Here is an 18,008-nt window from a genome sequence, read left to right as displayed (position 1 = left end):
AGCAAAAGAGACAGCAAGAATTCAAGAAAAATGTTCTACGAACTGGCCGTCTTCTTTTTACTTAACAAGCGCTTAATTTCATTTAACTTCATCAAAGCCTCCACAGGGGTCAGGGTGTCAATGTCCAAATGCAGGATTTCTTCCTTGATTTCCTCCAAAAGAGGGTCATCCAGATTGAAGAAACTCAATTGCATTTCATTTTGAGTGGCCTGTAGCTTATCCGTGATTTCCTCACTGGAATGGGATTTTTCCAGTTTTTTCAAGATTTTATTGGCTTTTTGGATGACCTGCTGTGGCATGCCCGCCATTTTGGCCACATGGATTCCAAAGCTGTGCTCACTACCCCCAGGTACCAGTTTTCTTAGAAAAAGCACATTGTCTTTCAACTCCTTTACCGAAACGTTGAAATTTTTGATACGCTTAAAGGTGGTGGTCATTTCATTAAGCTCGTGGTAATGCGTGGCAAAGAGCGTTTTGGCCTTGGCTGGATGCTCGTGCAAATACTCCGTAATGGCCCAAGCAATGGAGATGCCATCATAGGTGCTTGTACCACGTCCAATCTCATCCAAGAGCACCAAACTCCTTTCTGATAAATTATTCAAGATTGAGGCCGTTTCGTTCATCTCTACCATAAAAGTAGACTCGCCCATGGAAATATTGTCACTGGCCCCCACCCGGGTAAAAATCTTGTCCACCAAACCAATATGGGCTTCAGAAGCGGGAACAAAGCTGCCCATTTGGGCCAAGAGTACGATCAGCGCGGTTTGCCTCAAAATAGCCGATTTACCACTCATATTGGGCCCCGTGATCATAATAATTTGTTGCGCTTCCCGATTCAATAGCACATCATTGGTGACATAACTTTCACCCAAGGGCAATTGCTTTTCAATAACCGGGTGCCTACCGTCTTTAATTTCCAATGTGGTGGAATCGGAAACCGTTGGCTCCACATAATCGTTTTCACGGGCCAATTGCGCAAAACCGCAAAGGCAATCGAGCTGGGCCACCAAGTATGCATTTTGCTGTACGGGTGTGATGTATTCCTGCATCCAGACCAACAGTTGCTCAAACAATTGTTGCTCCAAATGGTAGATTCGTTCTTCAGCCCCAAGGATTTTGGCCTCATATTCCTTTAGTTCCTCGGTAATGTAGCGCTCCGCATTAACCAAGGTCTGTTTGCGGATCCAACTTTCGGGAACCTTGTCTTTATGGGTGTTTCTAACCTCAATGTAATATCCAAAGACGTTATTGGAGGCAATTTTAAGGGAAGTAATGCCCGTTTGTTCGGTCTCCCGTTCCAGCATTTTATCCAAATAGTCCTTACTGGAAAATGCAAGATTGCGCAGTTCATCCAACTCTGTGGAATAGCCTTCAGCGATGGTGTTCCCTTTGGCAAGATTTACCGGGGCCTCTTCGTGCACCACTTCTTTTATTTTGGTCCGAAGTGCTTCACACGCATCCATGTCCTCCCCAATTTGTTTCAATGAGGGATTAGGGCTTTGTTCTGCCAATTGCTTGATGGGGACCAAAGCTTCCAAAGAATTTTTTAATTGGATTACCTCTTTTGGGTTGATTTTTCCTGTGGCCAATTTAGAAATTAAGCGTTCCAAATCTCCCATTTGCTTGATCCAATGCTGCAGCTTTTCCAATTGGGGTTCCTCCGCTTTCAGATGGGAAACCACCTGATGCCTTCGTTGGATTTTATCCTGATTTTTTAGGGGAAGCGCCAACCACCTTTTCAATAGCCGTCCACCCATGGGCGAAAGGGTTTTGTCAATGATGTCCAGCAGTGTTACAGCATTCAGGTTGGTGGAATGATAAAGTTCCAGATTGCGAATGGTAAAGCGATCCATCCAAACGTATTCCTCTTCCGCTATGCGATGGATTTTGTTGATATGTTGAAGTTGCTTGTGCTGGGTTTCGGACAAATAATGGAGTACTGCCCCTGAAGCCACAATTCCATGGGCCAAATGATCAATACCAAATCCTTGAAGGGTTTTGGTCTTAAAATGGGAGTTGAGGCTCTCTAGGGCATAGTCGTCCTGAAAAATCCAATCTTCCAGAAAAAAACTGTGCAATTGGCTGCCAAATAGCTCCAAAAAATCCTTTTTGTGATTTTTTGAAACCAATACCTCATTTGGGGAAAAGTTTTGCAAGAGTTTGTCCACTTGCTCTGCAGAACCCTCGGAAGTTAAAAATTCGCCTGTGGAAATATCCAAGAAAGATACCCCAAGTTTTTGCCTTCCAAAGTGAACCGCACAAAGAAAATTATTGTTTTTAGCGGATAGAATATCGTCGTTGAGGGCCACCCCGGGTGTAACCAATTCGGTGACTCCCCGCTTTACAATGCTCTTCGTCATTTTGGGATCCTCCAGCTGATCACAAATGGCAACACGCTGTCCCGCCTTTACCAGTTTGGGCAAATAGGTATTTAAGGAATGATGTGGGAAACCGGCCAATTCGGTTTTATCCCCCCCATTATTCCTATGGGTAAGGATAATGCCCAAAATTTTGGAAGCCTTAATCGCGTCCTCCCCGAAAGTCTCGTAAAAGTCACCTACCCTAAAAAGCAACAACGCATCAGGATGTTTGGTCTTGATGGTATTGTACTGCTGCATTAAAGGAGTTACCTTTTTCGATTTTGAAGAAGCTGCCAAAGCGCTGTTATTTTGGTTAAAAATGAAGAGGTTGAAACGAATGTAGCTTTTTCAGGCATTCCCCAAAATAATTGTTGATATTTTTGCCACAATAGTTGAAAAATATGAGTCGGAAATTGGAAAACCGGGAACTGGACAGATTGGACCTCGATGGATTTAAATCTGCTGAAAAATCCCCGATCATACTTATTCTGGACAACATCCGCAGTCTGAACAATATTGGTTCCGTCTTCAGGACGGCAGATGCCTTTTTGGTACAAAAAATCTATTTGTGTGGAATTACAGCAACCCCGCCGCATAAAGACATCCGAAAGACGGCTCTGGGAGCCACCGAGAGTGTGGCATGGGAATACCGAAAGGAAACCTTGGAATTGGTTGAGGAACTCAAGGTTTTAGGAGTTAAGACCATAGCTGTGGAGCAAGTGGAAGATGCCATACTGTTGAATGACTTTGCACCTCTGCAAGATGCGCCTTTAGCCTTAATTTTTGGACACGAGGTCAAAGGAGTTTCCCAAGAGGTGGTTTCGGCATGTGATGCTGTTTTGGAGATTCCACAATTTGGGACCAAGCATTCCTTGAACATTTCCGTTAGCGCTGGGGTAGTAGTGTGGGATGTGTGGAACAAAATGAATGCCCAAAAAACAAAAAAGCCCTGAAAAATCAGGGCTAAACATATAGTTTGAGTTAGTTAGTTTCTCGGTTAGAGAGGTCTAATAAAATAAAACCATTCGTTATATGCAAACATTTTACAAAAATTCTCCTAAAAATTAGAGCTTAAAATCTGGTTCTCAAGGACTTGCAAAACCTTCTGGTAATCCGAAGAATCGTTTACAAAATCCAAATCACTCATATCCAGAATCATACTATTTTGATCTGGGTGCCCCTTTATAAAATCCAGATACCCTTGGTTTATTTTAGCGAGATAATCCGGAGGTATACTTTGCTCGTAATCCCTCCCTCTTTTTTTGATATTGGACAATAATCGCTCTGTATTTTGGTAGAGATATAGATAAATATCTGGTTTTTTGACCTCGCGGTACATGAAGTTAAAAACCTTACGGTATAACTTAAATTCCTCTGCTTGCAAGGTAATCTTGGCAAAAATCAGCGATTTGAAAATATCATAATCACTGACCATAAAACTTTTAAAGAGATCAAATTGGGAAGTGTCATCCGTAAACTGCTGGTAGCGGTCTGCCAAAAAGGACATTTCCAAAGGGAAGGCATATCGGGCCTGGTCCTTATAAAATTTTGGTAAAAAGGGGTTGTCGGCAAAACGTTCCAAAACCAGTTTGGCATTGAATTCTTCCGCAATCATTTTGCAAAGCGTGGTCTTTCCCGCTCCAATATTCCCCTCAATAGCTATGAATTGCAATTGCGAAAATAAATCCAAGCGGCTATTATAGAGTTTATGCTTGGTTTTTTCAAGTTGATTACGGTCCTTACATTCCTGCAGCAGATTACGAATATCCTTGTTTAAAACAGGATGATAGAACTGGGGAGCAATATCAGCTAGGGGTTTCAACACAAAATTACGTTCCGGCATACTTGGATGCGGGATGCTTAAAGTGGTGTCTTCAACAATCTCTGTACCGTATAACAAGATGTCGATATCCAAAGTACGGGATTGGTATCCCATTTGACTTTTTCTCTCCCGCCCAAAATCTATTTCCAACTGCAAAAGTTGTTGGAGCAATTGGGAGGGGGAAAGTTCGGTTTGGACACCAATACACGCATTGAGGAAATCGCCTCCTTCAAATCCCACGGCAGCATTTTCATAAACTGCGGAAACAGCAGTAACATCCCCTACTTCCTTGGCAATTTCCAACACGGCCTTTTGCAAGTTTAGTGCGCGTTCGCCCAAATTGCTCCCAAGGGATAAATATGCCTGCTGTCTTAGTGCCATAATCAGAAGGGCAAAATAACAAAACAATCCACAATGGTTATCTTTGGCCTTGAATAAAATTTGTTGCATGAAGTTTTTGAGAAATCTATTGGCCGCTATTTTGGGGTGTTTGATGGCGTTTGGAATCCTGATGGCCATGTTTATGATTTTCCTGACCTTGATTGGAAGTGCAGATCAGGGCGTTGTGGTGAAACAAAACTCGATTTTGGAATTGAGTTTTACCGAACCAATCCGGGATTATGTGGGGCGGGACGACACAGACCCCTTTGCAGGGCTTTGGAGTAATGAGGTTGGATTGGACGATATTATTCACGGAATTAACGTAGCCGCTACGGATGACAACATTAAGGGTATAAGTTTGACCACCAGTTTCTTGCAAGCTGGTCTGGCCCAAGCCCAAGAAATACGTAAGGCACTATCTGATTTTAAGTCGACCGGCAAATTCATTTATGCCCATTCCGATTTCTTTACCCAAAAGGATTATTACTTGGCCAGTGTGGCTGATGAACTCTACCTAAATCCAGTGGGGGCAATGGATTTTAAAGGCTTGGCTACGGAAGTACTCTATTTTAAGAATCTTCAAGAGAAAGCTGGAGTTAAAATGGAAGTAATTCGCCACGGCAAGTACAAAAGTGCTGTGGAACCTTATTTGTCCAATACCATGAGCGAGGAAAACAGGGAACAGATAGGGGAATTGATCGGTTCTATCTGGGGACAAATGTTGGAAGATATAGGAGCGTCCCGTGACATGGGCACGGACCGCCTGAATATTATTGCGGATACCTTGGGTGGTAGAACGCCAGAATTTGCGGTACAATCTGGGTTGATAGATGGAGAAATCTATTTTGATGAATACGAAACCCTGCTGAAGGATCAATTGGGCTTGGAGACAACGGAATCCCTTAATTATGTAAAGTTTGAAGATTATTTACAAGTATCCGGATCCAAAAGATTAAGAAGCGGAAAGGATAAAATTGCAGTCATCTATGCAGAGGGGGAAATCTATTACGGAGAAGGCGGCAAGGAATTCATAGGCCAAGGTCTGATAACACGGGCTTTAAAGAAAGCCGTGGAAAACGAAGGAGTAAAGGCTATTGTGCTGCGCGTAAACTCACCAGGTGGAAGCGCCTTGGTATCCGATATCATTTGGCGCGAAGTGGAATTGGCCAAGAAAGAAAAACCGGTGGTGGTATCCTTTGGAAACGTAGCGGCCTCTGGAGGCTATTATATTGGGGTGGCCGCGGACAAAATTTTTGCAGAACCGACAACAATTACAGGTTCCATTGGCGTTTTTGGTACTATACCCAATGCACATGAACTCGCAGGTACTATTGGAATAAACGCAGAACAGGTGGGTACCAACAAAAACTCGGTGGACTATTCCTTGTTCGAGCCTATGAGCAAGGAATTCCGGGATGTGGTTCAAGAGGGCATAGAAGACACCTACGAGACTTTTTTGGCCCGGGTGGCAGCAGGAAGAAATATGAGTTTGGAAGCCGTGGATGCCTTGGCTCAAGGACGGGTTTGGAGTGGGGTGGATGCTGTGGAAAATGGGTTGGTGGATGCACTGGGAAGTTTGGACGATGCCATTGAAGCCGCTGCAGAAATGGCCGACTTGGGGGAGTATGGCATTCGGAAGTACCCCAAGTATAAATCCGATTTCCAGCGGTTTATGGATGATATGGCTGGGGCAAAGTCCAAAATGGGAGAGGTTCTTATCCAAGAGGAAATTGGAGGGGAAGCATATCGTATTTTAAAGGAGTTTAAAAATATTACCGAACAAAAAGGAATCCAGGCCAGAATGCCGTTCAGCTTAAATATTAAATAGGAATGACCCAAGGGGATAAGAAAAAAGCTTTTTCGATTTACCTTTATTTGGGTGCCTTGTTTATCACCTCCTTGGTGGTCTCCAATCTTATTTTTCAAAAATTCTTTTATTGGAATCCCTTTGGAGAAATTGAAGTTTTTGGGGCTCCCTTATTTGAAATTTCCGTGGGGATTTTACCCTATCCCATTACCTTTTTGATCACCGATTTAATCTCGGAGATTTTTGGGAAGAAGAAGGCCAATCAGGTGGTTATAGCTGGGATTTTCGCTTCCTTTTTTTCTTTATTGATTGTCACCGTGGCCAATATTTCCCCTGCCACGGATTGGTCACCCGTGAACAACGAAATGTTTAAATCCGTATTTGGAAATACCATTGTGGCCGTTTTTGCTTCCATGATGGCGTACCTTTTGGCCCAGTTTATCGACATCCAACTCTATCACTTTTGGAAAAGGGTCACAAAGGGCAAGTACCTCTGGTTGCGAAACAACTTTTCCACCTTTTCATCCCAGTTTATTGACACCTTTACGGTAGTGCTTTTGCTCTGTGTTTTTGGGGAGATTCCATGGGAACTTTTCTACGGTTTGGTCGTCAGTGGATTCCTCTTTAAAGTTTTTATTGCCCTGTTGGACACCCCTTTGCTCTATCTTTTCGTATATCTCTTTAGAAAAAGATTTAACTTAAAAATAGGGGAAGAGATTAGTCTGGATTGAGCAGTTCTTCCTTATTTTGTGGTAATTAAATCCCAAATTATGAAACGAAAGCTGCTAAAAATTGTAGGTATTGGCCTGCTTGTACTTATCGCCTTGGTCATTTCCTTGCCCTTGCTCTTGGAGGGGAAGGTTGCCGAAATCATTAAAAACAAGGTAAACCAAAATTTAAATGCCACCTTGGATTTTGAGGAGGCCAACTTAAGCTTGCTCAAGAGTTTTCCCAATGCCCATGTGGAACTTCGCAATATTTCCTTGATCAATAAGGCCCCATTTGAAGGGGATACCTTGTTTGCATCAGATGGTATAGCCCTTAAGATGGGAATTTCCGAGCTTTTTAAATCAGCTGAGCAACCTATTGGTATCAAAAGCTTGGATATAGAGGCAGCTCAGCTGCGCATTGTAGTGGATGAAAATGAGAATGCCAATTATGATATTGGTAAGGAAGAGGGGGGAGAAGCCACAAGCTCCGAAGCAACTTCAGACAGTTTTACCCTTTCCATGGATTCCTATGCCATTACGAATTCTGAAATCGTTTATCACGATTTATCCAGTGGGATGCGCTTAGCCCTATCCGAAATGAATCATTCCGGTTCTGGAGATCTATCCTTGGAGCAATCACAACTAAAAACATTGACGGATGCTTTGGTGTCTTTTGAAATGGACAGCACCAAATACCTGAACAATAATAAGATCTATCTGGATGCCCTGATAGGTATCGATTTAAAGGAAAACAAGTATTCCTTTTTGGAAAACAAGGCTATGGTAAACCAATTGTCCTTGGTTTTTGATGGCTTTGTACAGGTGAATGAAGAAAACCAGGAAGTGGATATTAGTTTTAAAACCCCTTCTTCGGATTTCAAGAACTTTTTGGCCGTGATTCCAGAGGTGTATTCAAAAAACATTGAAGATGTTAGTACTACCGGGAATTTTGAGGTAGCCGGTCAGTTTAAGGGAATTGTGGATGAGGAACACATACCAACATTTCATATCAGCGTAAATTCAGAAAATGCATCTTTCAAATATCCAGATTTACCCAAATCGGTACGCAACGTCCATATTGATACAGAGATTCATAACCAAACGGGGATTACGGAAGATACCTATGTGGACATCAGCAAGCTATCTTTTACCATTGACCAGGATAAATTTGACCTAAACGCCAAGATTCGTGATTTGATGGGCAATACCAAGGTGAATGCCCAAATGGACGGTAAAATCAATCTGGCGAATATTTCCCAGGCTTACCCAGTGTCCGAGGATTATGGGCTTAAAGGCATTTTAACTGCAGATGTGACCACAGCATTTGACATGGTTTCCTTGGATAATAAGCAGTACGCCAACACCCAAACCCAGGGGGATTTGGCCTTGGAAGGTTTTGAGTATGCGTCGGATGAACTTAAAAACCCAGTGCATATTAATTCCGCAGCGGTCAACTTCACCCCAGAAAGAGTTACGCTGAGCAATTTTAGGGGAAAAACAGGAAGTACGGATTTTAATGCACAGGGAACCCTCAACAATTTATTGGGCTTTATGTTCAATAAGGAGAATGTGGAAGGGAACTTCACTTTGACTTCCAACACCTTTGCGTTAAACGATTTTATGGTGGAGGAATCCGGGGAGGAATCTGAAGAAAGTACGGGAACTGTTGAGGAACGAATCAAAATCCCATCCTTTTTGGATTGTACCATAGATGCCACAGCTAATACGGTCTTGTACGATAATTTGAATTTGAAGAACGTAAAGGGGAAATTGATCATCAAGGATGAAACGGCGACAGTCCAAGGCTTGCAATCCGATTTGTTCGGGGGCACTCTGGGGCTCAATGGTTCAGTATCGACCAAGGAGGAGGTATCCACATTTGATATGGATTTGGGGTTGAACAATTTCAATATTGGCGACTCATTTGCTTCGCTGGAACTGTTTAAGGTGTTGGCCCCTTTGGCCAGTGCGCTGCAAGGTAAATTGAATTCTGACGTAAAGATTTCAGGAAATCTGAAAGAAGATTTTACGCCGAATCTGTCAACTATTTCTGGAAACCTGTTGGCAGAACTATTGTCCACTAAAGTGGATGCCCAAAAAGCGCCCTTGCTTTCATCCTTAAACGGGCAGCTAAGTTTTTTAAATACCGAAGATTTGGATTTAAGCGATTTAAAAACCGCTTTGAGCTTTGATAATGGCACCGTTAAAGTGAAACCCTTTAGTTTAAAATACAAGGACATTGCGGTGAACGTAGATGGTAACCACACTTTTGATCAACAGCTGAACTATAATGCCACCTTGGATGTACCGGCCAAGTACTTGGGGTCTGAGGTGAACAATTTAATCGCTAAAATTGACGATTCGGATTTGGAAAACCTGACCATTCCGGTGGTGGCAAGCATTGGGGGTAATTATACCAGTCCATCGGTTAGTACGGATTTAAGTTCCGGAGTGACCAAATTGACCAATCAATTGGTGGAAATCCAAAAGCAAAAGTTGGTGAACCAAGGCAAGGACAAAGCCAAAGACTTGATTGCCGATGTGTTCAAATCGGATGAAAACGACTCCACAGCTACCGAATCTAAAGGGGTTACGGAAACTTTAGGGGATTTACTGGGTAACAAAGAGGAAAGCACAGATTCCACGGAGACCAAGGAAGACCCAGTGGAGAATGCCGCTAAATCGATTTTGGGAGGTTTGTTGGGCAAAAAGAAAAAGGATACGGTGAATAATAATTAGTCCACCGCAACCATAACCGGCAAATGGTCTGAAACAAAAAAGCCATTTTTTCTTTTGTCATCAATGGTAACATAACTTTTCACTTTTAAGTTCTTGACCAGGATGTAATCTATTCTACCCTCAAGATTGTCCATGGATTTAAAGCTGTTGAAAGTGCCAACAGGGCCATAAGGTGATTTTTCACTGGTTTCAAAAGCATCTTTGAGTTCTTGGGTTAGTACCTGAATGGGTTTGCTCTCTGGAAGGCTGTTCAAATCGCCAATAACAGCAATACGTTCGTTGCCGATTCCCATTTTTTTAATTAAATCAAGAACCACTTTGGAGGAATTTTCTCGAGCCAAGGGGCCTATATGATCATAATGGCAATTGAAAACATGCAAGATTTTTTGGTTGTCTTTATCCTTGAATTTTGCATAAGTGACTATGCGTTCCATGGAGGCATCCCACCCCACAGAAACCTTGTCAGGGGTTTCAGAGAGCCAATAGGTTTTGGTATCGAGAACCTCAAGCGACGATTTGTTATAAAAGATGGCCGCATATTCCCCTTTCTCCTTACCATCGTCCCTGCCAACACCTACGTAGCTATATTGGGGTAGAAAATCATCCAAAAAAACTACCTGGTCATGCAAGCCTTCTTGAATGCCCATAACATCTGGTCGATAGAAATTGACCAAGGCCCCAACATCCTCTTTCCTTTTTTCCCACCAATTTTCACCGTCCTTGGGATTGTTGTACCTAATATTAAAAGTCATAATAGACTGCTGGGCGTTAGCGCCCAAAGCAAATACCAAACAAAGACAAACAAGCGTAATCTGTTTCATTGAACTCTTCAATATTGTTGAATGACAGAAAGAATAATTTATTTGGATTGGTTCTTCAGATTTTCCAAAAACTTGTCCATTTCCTTTAAACTTGCCTGTAATTCATCATAACCCATTACGTCGCCAATGGACATTAGGTCTAACAGACTTTCTTTTGTTTTGGTTTTTAAGGACTGCTCTAAAAAGTCCACTGAATCCTTAACCTCTTGAGATGGGCTATCAATACGCCGGAGCATTTTTAGCGTTTGTAATACTTCTTTTAGCATTTGTTGAATTTATGGTTAGTAAGTTATTAATTCTTTGAGAATTCATTTTCAAATTTGATCATTGTCACATTTACATAATTCCTATGCCCACATAGTAACCCTCGTTGGCCCTGACGTTAAAAACAGTTTGGTCTTCAAATATGAGATATTGGCCCTTAACTCCTTTTAAAATGCCAGAATAACTTGGGGTTTTGTCCAAATTGAGGCTTTTTACCTTTTCCGGGTATTGCAATACGGGAAATTCCAAATGGGTCTCCGCATTGGAATCGATAAAGTAATCTGCGACTTCTTCCGGGACATAGGTTTTGAGTTTATCCCGCCATTCCACCAGATTCACGTCCTCAATATCGTTTTTGAGCATTTTTTGCCAGCTGGTCTTATCACTAACATGTGCTTTTAATGCCACTTCCGTAATTCCTGCCAAATATCGGTTTGGGACTTCCACAATTTCTATGGCCTCATGGGCACCTTGGTCTATCCATCTGGTAGGTACCTGATTTTTTCGAGTGACACCAACTTTAACATTGCTAGAATTAGCCAAATACACAATATGGGGCTGCAATTGGGCCTTTTTTTCATATTCCAAATCCCGATCCTCCTTGTCCAAATGGGCAGTACTCAGTTCAGGTTTCATGATCCAATCCCCAGCTGCCGGGCTTTCAAAAAAACAGGATCTGCAAAATCCTTGTCTATATATAGGACGTTCCCTGCCACAGTTCAGGCACTGGTATTTAATAAAATCGATTTGGATTTCCTTGTCCAAAAGCTGGTTGATATTGATAAAATCGTTCTCAAAAACCAAAAAATACTGGATGGGATTCCCATTTTCGGTTCTCATTTTTCTGAGCACTCCTTGATAAAGCATGGTAAAATGGCTGTTTTTAAGCGTATTTGAAAATAAGGGTTAGATACCCTATTTTAGCTAATAGACCTAACCCCAAACTCGGTTAAAGATACCCAAAAATGCCAATACCTTTATTCAATTCCATAGCATCCTGGTTGCTTAAAAAGCGCTATCATCAAATAGAGCTTTTTTTGAAGTATCCTTTGGATGTGCAAAAGGAGGTTTTGTTCCATTTAGTGGACTTTTCCAAGGATACCCAAATGGGCAAAAAGTACGGGTTTGGAGACATCAACCAATATGAGGAATTTGCAGAAAGGGTACCCATTCGAAATTATGAGGGTGTAGCGGAGATGATTGAACGGTCAAGAAGGGGAGAACAGAATCTTTTTTGGCCCACCTCAATCAAATGGTTTGCCAAAAGTAGTGGCACAACCAACGCCAAGAGCAAATTTATTCCGGTAAGCACAGAGGCCTTGGAGGACTGTCACTATAAATCCAGTAAGGATCTTTTATGCCTTTATTTGAACAACAACGAGAATTCGCAGCTTTTTACTGGAAAAAGTCTAAGGTTGGGGGGAAGTAAGGAACTTTATGAGGATAACGGAACCTTTTTTGGGGATCTCTCTGCCATTTTAATTGACAATATGCCGCTGTGGGCGGAATATAGCAGTACGCCCAGTAGCAGGGTCTCCCTGATGAGTGAGTGGGAATCCAAGTTGGAGGCCATTATTGAAGAGAGTATTCAGGAAAATGTAACCAGTTTGGCCGGAGTCCCCTCGTGGATGTTGGTATTGTTAAACAATGTCTTGCAGAAAACTGGTAAAAGACACCTATTTGAAATTTGGGAAAATCTTGAAGTGTATTTCCATGGCGGGGTGAGCTTTGCTCCCTATCGAGATCAATATAAAAAGTTGTTGCCCAGAAAGAGCTTCAATTTCTATGAAACCTATAATGCTTCAGAAGGTTTCTTTGGAATCCAGGATAGAAATAATGCAGATGATTTACTGTTGATGTTGGATTATGGCATTTTTTACGAGTTTATCCCCATGGACACTTATGAAAAGGAGGAAAAGGCAGTTCCGCTCTGGGATGTGAAAATAGGAGTGAACTATGCCATGGTTATCACCACCAATGCCGGATTGTGGCGCTACAAAATTGGGGATACGGTACGTTTTACTTCCATAGATCCGTATCGAATACGCATAACTGGCAGAACAAAGCACCATATCAATGCCTTTGGGGAAGAGTTGATCATTGAAAATGCAGAGGAAGCCTTGAAGCAGATCTGTCAAAAGACCGATGCGGAAATCATGGATTACACCGCTGCACCTATTTTCATGAACGGGCAGGAGAAGGGGGGACATGAATGGATCATTGAGTTTCGAAAGCCACCAAAAGACGTGGATTACTTCACCGAATTTTTAGACAATGCCCTAAAATCACTGAATTCGGACTACGAAGCCAAGCGTTATAACAATACTACCCTCAAAATGCCCAAGGTACATATGGCCCGCCAAAACCTCTTCCATGATTGGCTGAAATCCAAGAACAAATTGGGCGGGCAACATAAGATTCCCAGATTATCCAATGAGCGTTGTTATGTGGATGAATTGTTGGAAATGAACTTAGAGCGCAAGTAAATTTGAGAAAAATGGATTTACGAAAACGTTTTCGTAAAACTTCCCCATTCGTCGAACAATCCTTCCTTTTGGACAAATAAATGTGGTTTTTTAGCGTTTAAGCTTGAAGTTTGGAAGAACAAACAAAGTTCCCTCATCTTAATACTAAACTAAATTATAACTGGCATGGCTGAAAAACTAGTTGTTATCTCCGATATGTGGGGGGTAAAAAAAGGACTCTGGATAACTTCGTACTTTGGGTACCTGCAGCAATACTACAATATTAAATTTTATGACTGTCAGCAATTGGCAGATATAGACGTTCCCGTATCTACCGAGGAAAACATCCATAAAGCTTTTGTTGAAGGCGGTATTGATGCCGCTGTTGCCCATTTATTAAGAAAGGAATCGGAACCTTGTCATTACTTAGCGTTTAGCACGGGGGGAACCGTTGCATGGAAAGCTGCCCTTAAAGGACTTCCCATGAAATCTTTGACGGCCATTTCGCCAACCCGTATCCGATACGAAGAGCAAAGCCCTAATGTGCCTATGAACCTTATTTTTGGGGAATGTGACAAATTCAAACCGGGCATGAAATGGGCCAAACAAGTTAAGGTTGATTTGAACGTAGTCCCAAGTTTTGGGCATCAACTTTATTCTGACGAAAAAATAATTTCTGAAGTTTGTTTGGATCTTTTGGAAAAAGTGACCAAAAAAGCAATCTAAGAAACTGCCTTTAACTTTTTGATGGTTTCGTGGGACAATTTTTCCTCGGCATAAGCCTTGGTGACCTTGAATTCCTTTTCTTCGGTACTTGGCATTTCAAACATGGCATCGGTAAACACGGCCTCACATAAGGAACGAAGTCCACGCGCACCCAATTTGTATTCCACTGCCTTTTCTACTATATAAGAAAGTGCTTGTTCGGTGATGCTGAATGTGATTCCATCCATGGAAAAAAGCTTCTCATATTGTTTTATGATTGCATTCTTGGGTTCGGTAAGAATTGCTCGCAATGTTTTGGAATCCAACGGATTCATATGAGTCAATACAGGGAGTCTACCAATGATTTCTGGAATCAAACCAAATTCCTTTAAGTCCTTTGGAATGATGTATTGCAATATGTTTTCGTTATCCAATCGATCTTCTGCTTTGGAAGCACTATACCCAACGGCCTGCATGTTCAAACGTTTGGTAATGATTCTTTCAATGCCGTCAAAGGCCCCACCGGCCACAAAAAGGATGTTTTCAGTATTTACTTCAATGAACTTTTGGTCCGGGTGCTTACGCCCACCCTTTGGTGGAACGTTGACTACGGTACCTTCCAATAATTTCAAAAGTCCTTGTTGCACGCCTTCTCCGGAAACATCACGGGTTATGGATGGATTGTCGCTTTTACGTGCTATTTTGTCAATTTCATCAATGAAGACGATCCCTCTCTCAGCTTTCTCCAAATTATAATCGGCGGCTTGAAGCAAACGGGTGAGTATACTCTCCACATCTTCTCCAACATACCCTGCTTCGGTAAGGACGGTAGCATCAACAATGGCCAATGGAACATTGAGCATTCTTGCAATGGTTTTGGCAATCAGGGTTTTACCAGTTCCGGTTTGCCCTACCATAACGATATTACTCTTTTGGATCTCTACATCTTCTTCTTTGCCCTTGGGCTGCAGCAATCTTTTATAATGGTTGTAAACGGCAACGGACATCACTTTTTTGGTGCGTTCTTGCCCTATCACAAAAGTGTCTAGAAAATCACGGATTTCCATAGGTTTTTTCAAAACCAATTCTGAAGATAGGTCTTGATTCTTGGATTGTTTGGACTCTTCCGCTACAATACTATGGGCCTGTTCAATACATCTATCACATATATGTGCATCCAGCCCGGCGATCAAAAGATTGGTCTCCGGCTTCTTTCTCCCACAAAATGAACATTCCAAATTTTCCTTTGCCATATAAGACTAACTCATAAAGTTCAACCACAATAACGGAAAAAAACTCGATTTGGTTTGTGCCAAACGCCTGTTTTTAACCGTTTTGTTCGGTTTTAGGACTTATCCCTTACTAAAATTTCATCAATCATACCATATTTTTTGGCCTCCTCTGCCTTCATCCAGTAATCTCGATCACTGTCTTCGCTTACTTTATCAAATTTTTGGCCGGAGTGTTTGGCAATGACATGATATAGCTCTTCTTTTAGCTTTAATATTTCCCTTGCAGTAATTTCAATATCGCTGGCCTGTCCTTGGGCTCCACCCATGGGTTGGTGGATCATAACGCGAGAGTGGGTCAATCCGCTACGCTTGCCTTCGTGTCCAGCACATAGCAATACAGCGGCCATGGAAGCGGCAATCCCGGTGCAAATAGTGGCCACATCGGGTTTGATGAACTGCATGGTATCGTAGATGCCCAAACCGGCATAAACACTACCGCCAGGCGAGTTGATATAAATTTGAATGTCCTTGACGGCATCTGCGCTTTCCAAAAAGAGCAACTGCGCTTGGACTATATTGGCCACCTGATCATTGATTCCTGTACCCAAAAAGATAATGCGATCCATCATCAAACGAGAGAAAACGTCCATTGCAATGGCATTCAATTGTCTTTCTTCGATGATATTGGGGGTCATGTTCACTGGATACATGCTGCTCATGATCTTGTCATAGTACATGCTGTTTATCCCGTGGTGTTGGGTGGCGTATTTTTTGAATTCTTTTCCGTAATCCATAGGATTTCTTTCGATTTTGCTTAAAAAAAAGGTGCCGAAAAATTAACTTTCCGGCACCGTAAAGATACTTATTTTTCTTTTAGCCGAATCCTAGCTATAGGCTTCCTTGACAAAGTCCTCATAGGTAACTTCTTTAACCTTAAGGTTAGCTTTTTCCTTAAAGAGATTCAAAAGTTTTTGGCTCATCAACTGTTCGGAGAGCCTTTTTACCTCATCCTGATTGCTCATAACCCTGTTGGCCACATTTTCCAATTCCTCTTCTTGTGGATCCAAATGACCGTATTGAGCCATTTGGGATTTGATGAATCCTTTGGCAAACTCCTTCAACTCATCAAACTGTACTTGAAGATCATTTTCCTTAATGATCTTTCCTTCGATCAATTGATAACGAAGACCTTTTTCAGACTTTTCAAATTCCTCACTGGCTTCATCATCTGTCAATGGGTTTTCGCCACTTACCTGAATCCACTTTTTAAGGAATTCTGAAGGAAGTTCAAATTTGGTGTCCTCAATCAGCTTTTCTGTGACGTCGTTCAATAATTTTTGATCGGACTGCTGCTCAAATTGCTTTTCAGAATCTTCTTTGATACGCTCACGAAGTTCTTTTTCAGATTTTACATTGTCCTTGCCGAACAATTTATCAAACAACTCTTGGTCCAGCACAGCAGGCTCACGTTCATTGATTTCCTCAATAGTGAACGTAACCTCGATGTTCAGTTTTTCGGCCTTTTCACGGTCAATTCCCAAGGCACTTGATAGCAAGTAGTCTTCCTTGAACAATCCTTTGGTCTTAAGCGCAGTGCTTTCGCCAACCTTCTGTCCAACAAGGGCATCAACAGCCTTTTTACTTTTTATTTTATCAAGCTCAATGGTAGTCTTGTGTTCAATTTCCTCGGCTTCGTTTACAAAAGTACCAATGATCTCATCCTTTTTACCAACTTCTGTTTTGGAAACCAATTTTCCATATTGCTTTTGAATACGATCTACTTGTTCATCGATCATTTTCTTGTCAGCGACAATTTTGTATTGAGTTATGGCTTTTTTGGTTTTCACCTTTACTTCGAAACTTGGGGCAAGACCCAATTCAAATTCAAAGTCAAGATTTTCATTGTCCCAATCAAAATCATCTTGTTGCTTGGGTAGGGGATTCCCCAACACATCTAATTTTTCTTCTGTGAGATATTTATTGAGGTTGTCCTGAAGCAATTTATTCACCTCATCAACTAAGACCGCTTTACCGTATTGTTTTTTGATAAGGCCCATGGGAACCTGCCCTTTTCGAAAACCAGGGATATTAGCTTGTTTTCTGTAGTCCTTGAGGATTTCATCAACCTTTGGTTGGTAATCATCCTTGCTGATAGCAACTTTGACCACCGCGTTTAGCTCATCGATCTGCTCTTTTGTGATATTCATCTCCTACCTTAATTTGCTATTCAAAAATGGGTGGCAAAAGTAAGGCATTTTAATCAGTGGAACAACTTTTTAAAGTGTTGAATTTCAAACGAAATCTTTTCTATTTGTCTTCCTTTAATACGGAATGTAGAATGGACTGCAAAAAGGAAAGCAAAAGGCTGAAAATAATGGCCCATAAAACACCTGAAACTTGAAAACCTGAAATAAAATGTGCGGCCGTCAAAATGATGATGGCATTGATGACCAGCAGAAAGAGACCTAATGTCAAAATGGTTATTGGTAGGGTGAGAATGATTAAAATGGGTTTGACCAATATATTGAGAACACTAATCACGAGGGCCACAATTATGGCAGTTTGATAGGTATCCACGTCCACCCCTGGTAGCACATAACTAAGAATTATTACTGCCAAGGCGTTCAAAAGAAGTCTTATAATCAGTTTCATGAAGATTGGATTTTGAACATAAAAAAAGCACCGTATAAAACGGTGCCCTT

General features: G+C 41.7%; 15 protein-coding genes. 6 read left to right on the top strand and 9 right to left on the bottom strand.

Annotated features, from left to right (window positions below; genetic code table 11):
- Positions 1 to 35: 35 nt before the first annotated feature.
- Positions 36 to 2,618 carry a DNA mismatch repair protein MutS gene (mutS, locus tag FGG15_RS17650; protein WP_138838875.1) on the bottom strand — a complete coding sequence of 861 codons (2,583 nt, stop codon included), beginning with the start codon at positions 2,616 to 2,618 and terminating at the stop codon, positions 36 to 38.
- A 143-nt stretch (positions 2,619 to 2,761) separates the two neighbouring features.
- On the opposite strand from mutS, the gene FGG15_RS17645 reads away from it, so the two are divergent.
- A complete protein-coding gene (locus tag FGG15_RS17645; RefSeq protein ID WP_138838788.1) occupies positions 2,762 to 3,313 on the top strand; it encodes an RNA methyltransferase in 552 nt (183 codons plus the stop codon).
- Between the two features lie 104 nt (positions 3,314 to 3,417).
- On the opposite strand, the gene folK is transcribed toward FGG15_RS17645, so the two are convergent.
- Entirely contained in the window at positions 3,418 to 4,563 is a 1,146-nt protein-coding gene (gene folK / locus FGG15_RS17640; RefSeq protein ID WP_138838873.1) for a 2-amino-4-hydroxy-6-hydroxymethyldihydropteridine diphosphokinase, read from the bottom strand.
- A 67-nt stretch (positions 4,564 to 4,630) separates the two neighbouring features.
- Here folK and sppA point away from each other — a divergent pair, with 67 nt between their 5' ends.
- From sppA to FGG15_RS17625, 3 genes are read left to right on the top strand one after another with little or no spacing between them, the layout of a single operon-like run.
- Positions 4,631 to 6,391: a signal peptide peptidase SppA gene (gene sppA, locus FGG15_RS17635; RefSeq protein WP_138838786.1), complete on the top strand. Its 1,761-nt coding sequence runs from the start codon at positions 4,631 to 4,633 to the stop codon at positions 6,389 to 6,391.
- A 2-nt stretch (positions 6,392 to 6,393) separates the two neighbouring features.
- Positions 6,394 to 7,101 carry a queuosine precursor transporter gene (locus tag FGG15_RS17630; protein ID WP_138838784.1) on the top strand — a complete coding sequence of 236 codons (708 nt, stop codon included), beginning with the start codon at positions 6,394 to 6,396 and terminating at the stop codon, positions 7,099 to 7,101.
- A 39-nt stretch (positions 7,102 to 7,140) separates the two neighbouring features.
- Positions 7,141 to 9,819, top strand: coding sequence for an AsmA-like C-terminal region-containing protein (locus tag FGG15_RS17625; RefSeq protein ID WP_138838782.1), 2,679 nt, complete (start codon positions 7,141 to 7,143; stop codon positions 9,817 to 9,819).
- On the opposite strand, the gene FGG15_RS17620 is transcribed toward FGG15_RS17625, so the two are convergent.
- From FGG15_RS17620 to FGG15_RS17610, 3 genes are all read right to left on the bottom strand, one after another.
- A complete protein-coding gene (locus FGG15_RS17620) occupies positions 9,816 to 10,640 on the bottom strand; it encodes an endonuclease/exonuclease/phosphatase family protein (protein WP_138838780.1) in 825 nt (274 codons plus the stop codon). The genes FGG15_RS17625 and FGG15_RS17620 overlap by 4 nt on opposite strands.
- Before the next feature lie 38 nt (positions 10,641 to 10,678).
- Positions 10,679 to 10,906: a hypothetical protein gene (locus FGG15_RS17615; RefSeq protein WP_138838778.1), complete on the bottom strand. Its 228-nt coding sequence runs from the start codon at positions 10,904 to 10,906 to the stop codon at positions 10,679 to 10,681.
- A gap of 70 nt (positions 10,907 to 10,976) precedes the next feature.
- Positions 10,977 to 11,771 (bottom strand): DUF2797 domain-containing protein, encoded by a 795-nt coding sequence (locus FGG15_RS17610; protein WP_138838776.1) that lies wholly within the window; start codon positions 11,769 to 11,771, stop codon positions 10,977 to 10,979.
- Positions 11,772 to 11,869: 98 nt separating this feature from the next.
- Between FGG15_RS17610 and FGG15_RS17605 the strand changes: the two genes are divergently transcribed.
- Both FGG15_RS17605 and FGG15_RS17600 read left to right on the top strand, forming a co-directional pair.
- Positions 11,870 to 13,390 (top strand): GH3 auxin-responsive promoter family protein, encoded by a 1,521-nt coding sequence (locus FGG15_RS17605; RefSeq protein ID WP_138838775.1) that lies wholly within the window; start codon positions 11,870 to 11,872, stop codon positions 13,388 to 13,390.
- A 165-nt stretch (positions 13,391 to 13,555) separates the two neighbouring features.
- A complete protein-coding gene (locus tag FGG15_RS17600; RefSeq protein WP_138838772.1) occupies positions 13,556 to 14,095 on the top strand; it encodes a hypothetical protein in 540 nt (179 codons plus the stop codon).
- Here the strand turns inward: FGG15_RS17600 and clpX are convergent.
- The 4 genes from clpX to FGG15_RS17580 all read right to left on the bottom strand — a co-directional run bounded on the left by clpX (position 14,092) and on the right by FGG15_RS17580 (position 17,958).
- Positions 14,092 to 15,327: an ATP-dependent Clp protease ATP-binding subunit ClpX gene (gene clpX / locus FGG15_RS17595; RefSeq protein ID WP_138838770.1), complete on the bottom strand. Its 1,236-nt coding sequence runs from the start codon at positions 15,325 to 15,327 to the stop codon at positions 14,092 to 14,094. The two genes, FGG15_RS17600 and clpX, sit on opposite strands and share 4 nt — an antisense overlap.
- Positions 15,328 to 15,419: 92 nt before the next feature.
- Complete coding sequence (gene clpP, locus FGG15_RS17590) at positions 15,420 to 16,100, bottom strand: ATP-dependent Clp endopeptidase proteolytic subunit ClpP (protein WP_138838768.1); 681 nt, start codon at positions 16,098 to 16,100, stop codon at positions 15,420 to 15,422.
- 90 nt (positions 16,101 to 16,190) lie between these two features.
- Complete coding sequence (gene tig / locus FGG15_RS17585) at positions 16,191 to 17,513, bottom strand: trigger factor (RefSeq protein ID WP_138838766.1); 1,323 nt, start codon at positions 17,511 to 17,513, stop codon at positions 16,191 to 16,193.
- A gap of 100 nt (positions 17,514 to 17,613) precedes the next feature.
- Complete coding sequence (locus tag FGG15_RS17580; protein WP_138838764.1) at positions 17,614 to 17,958, bottom strand: phage holin family protein; 345 nt, start codon at positions 17,956 to 17,958, stop codon at positions 17,614 to 17,616.
- Between the last annotated feature and the right edge of the window lie 50 nt (positions 17,959 to 18,008).

Source organism: Flagellimonas algicola, from assembly GCF_005937185.1.
Taxonomy (GTDB): Bacteria; Bacteroidota; Bacteroidia; order Flavobacteriales; family Flavobacteriaceae; genus Flagellimonas; species Flagellimonas algicola.
The sequence above is the reverse complement of the archived record's forward strand: the minus strand, read 5'-3'. Positions and strand labels throughout refer to the sequence as shown.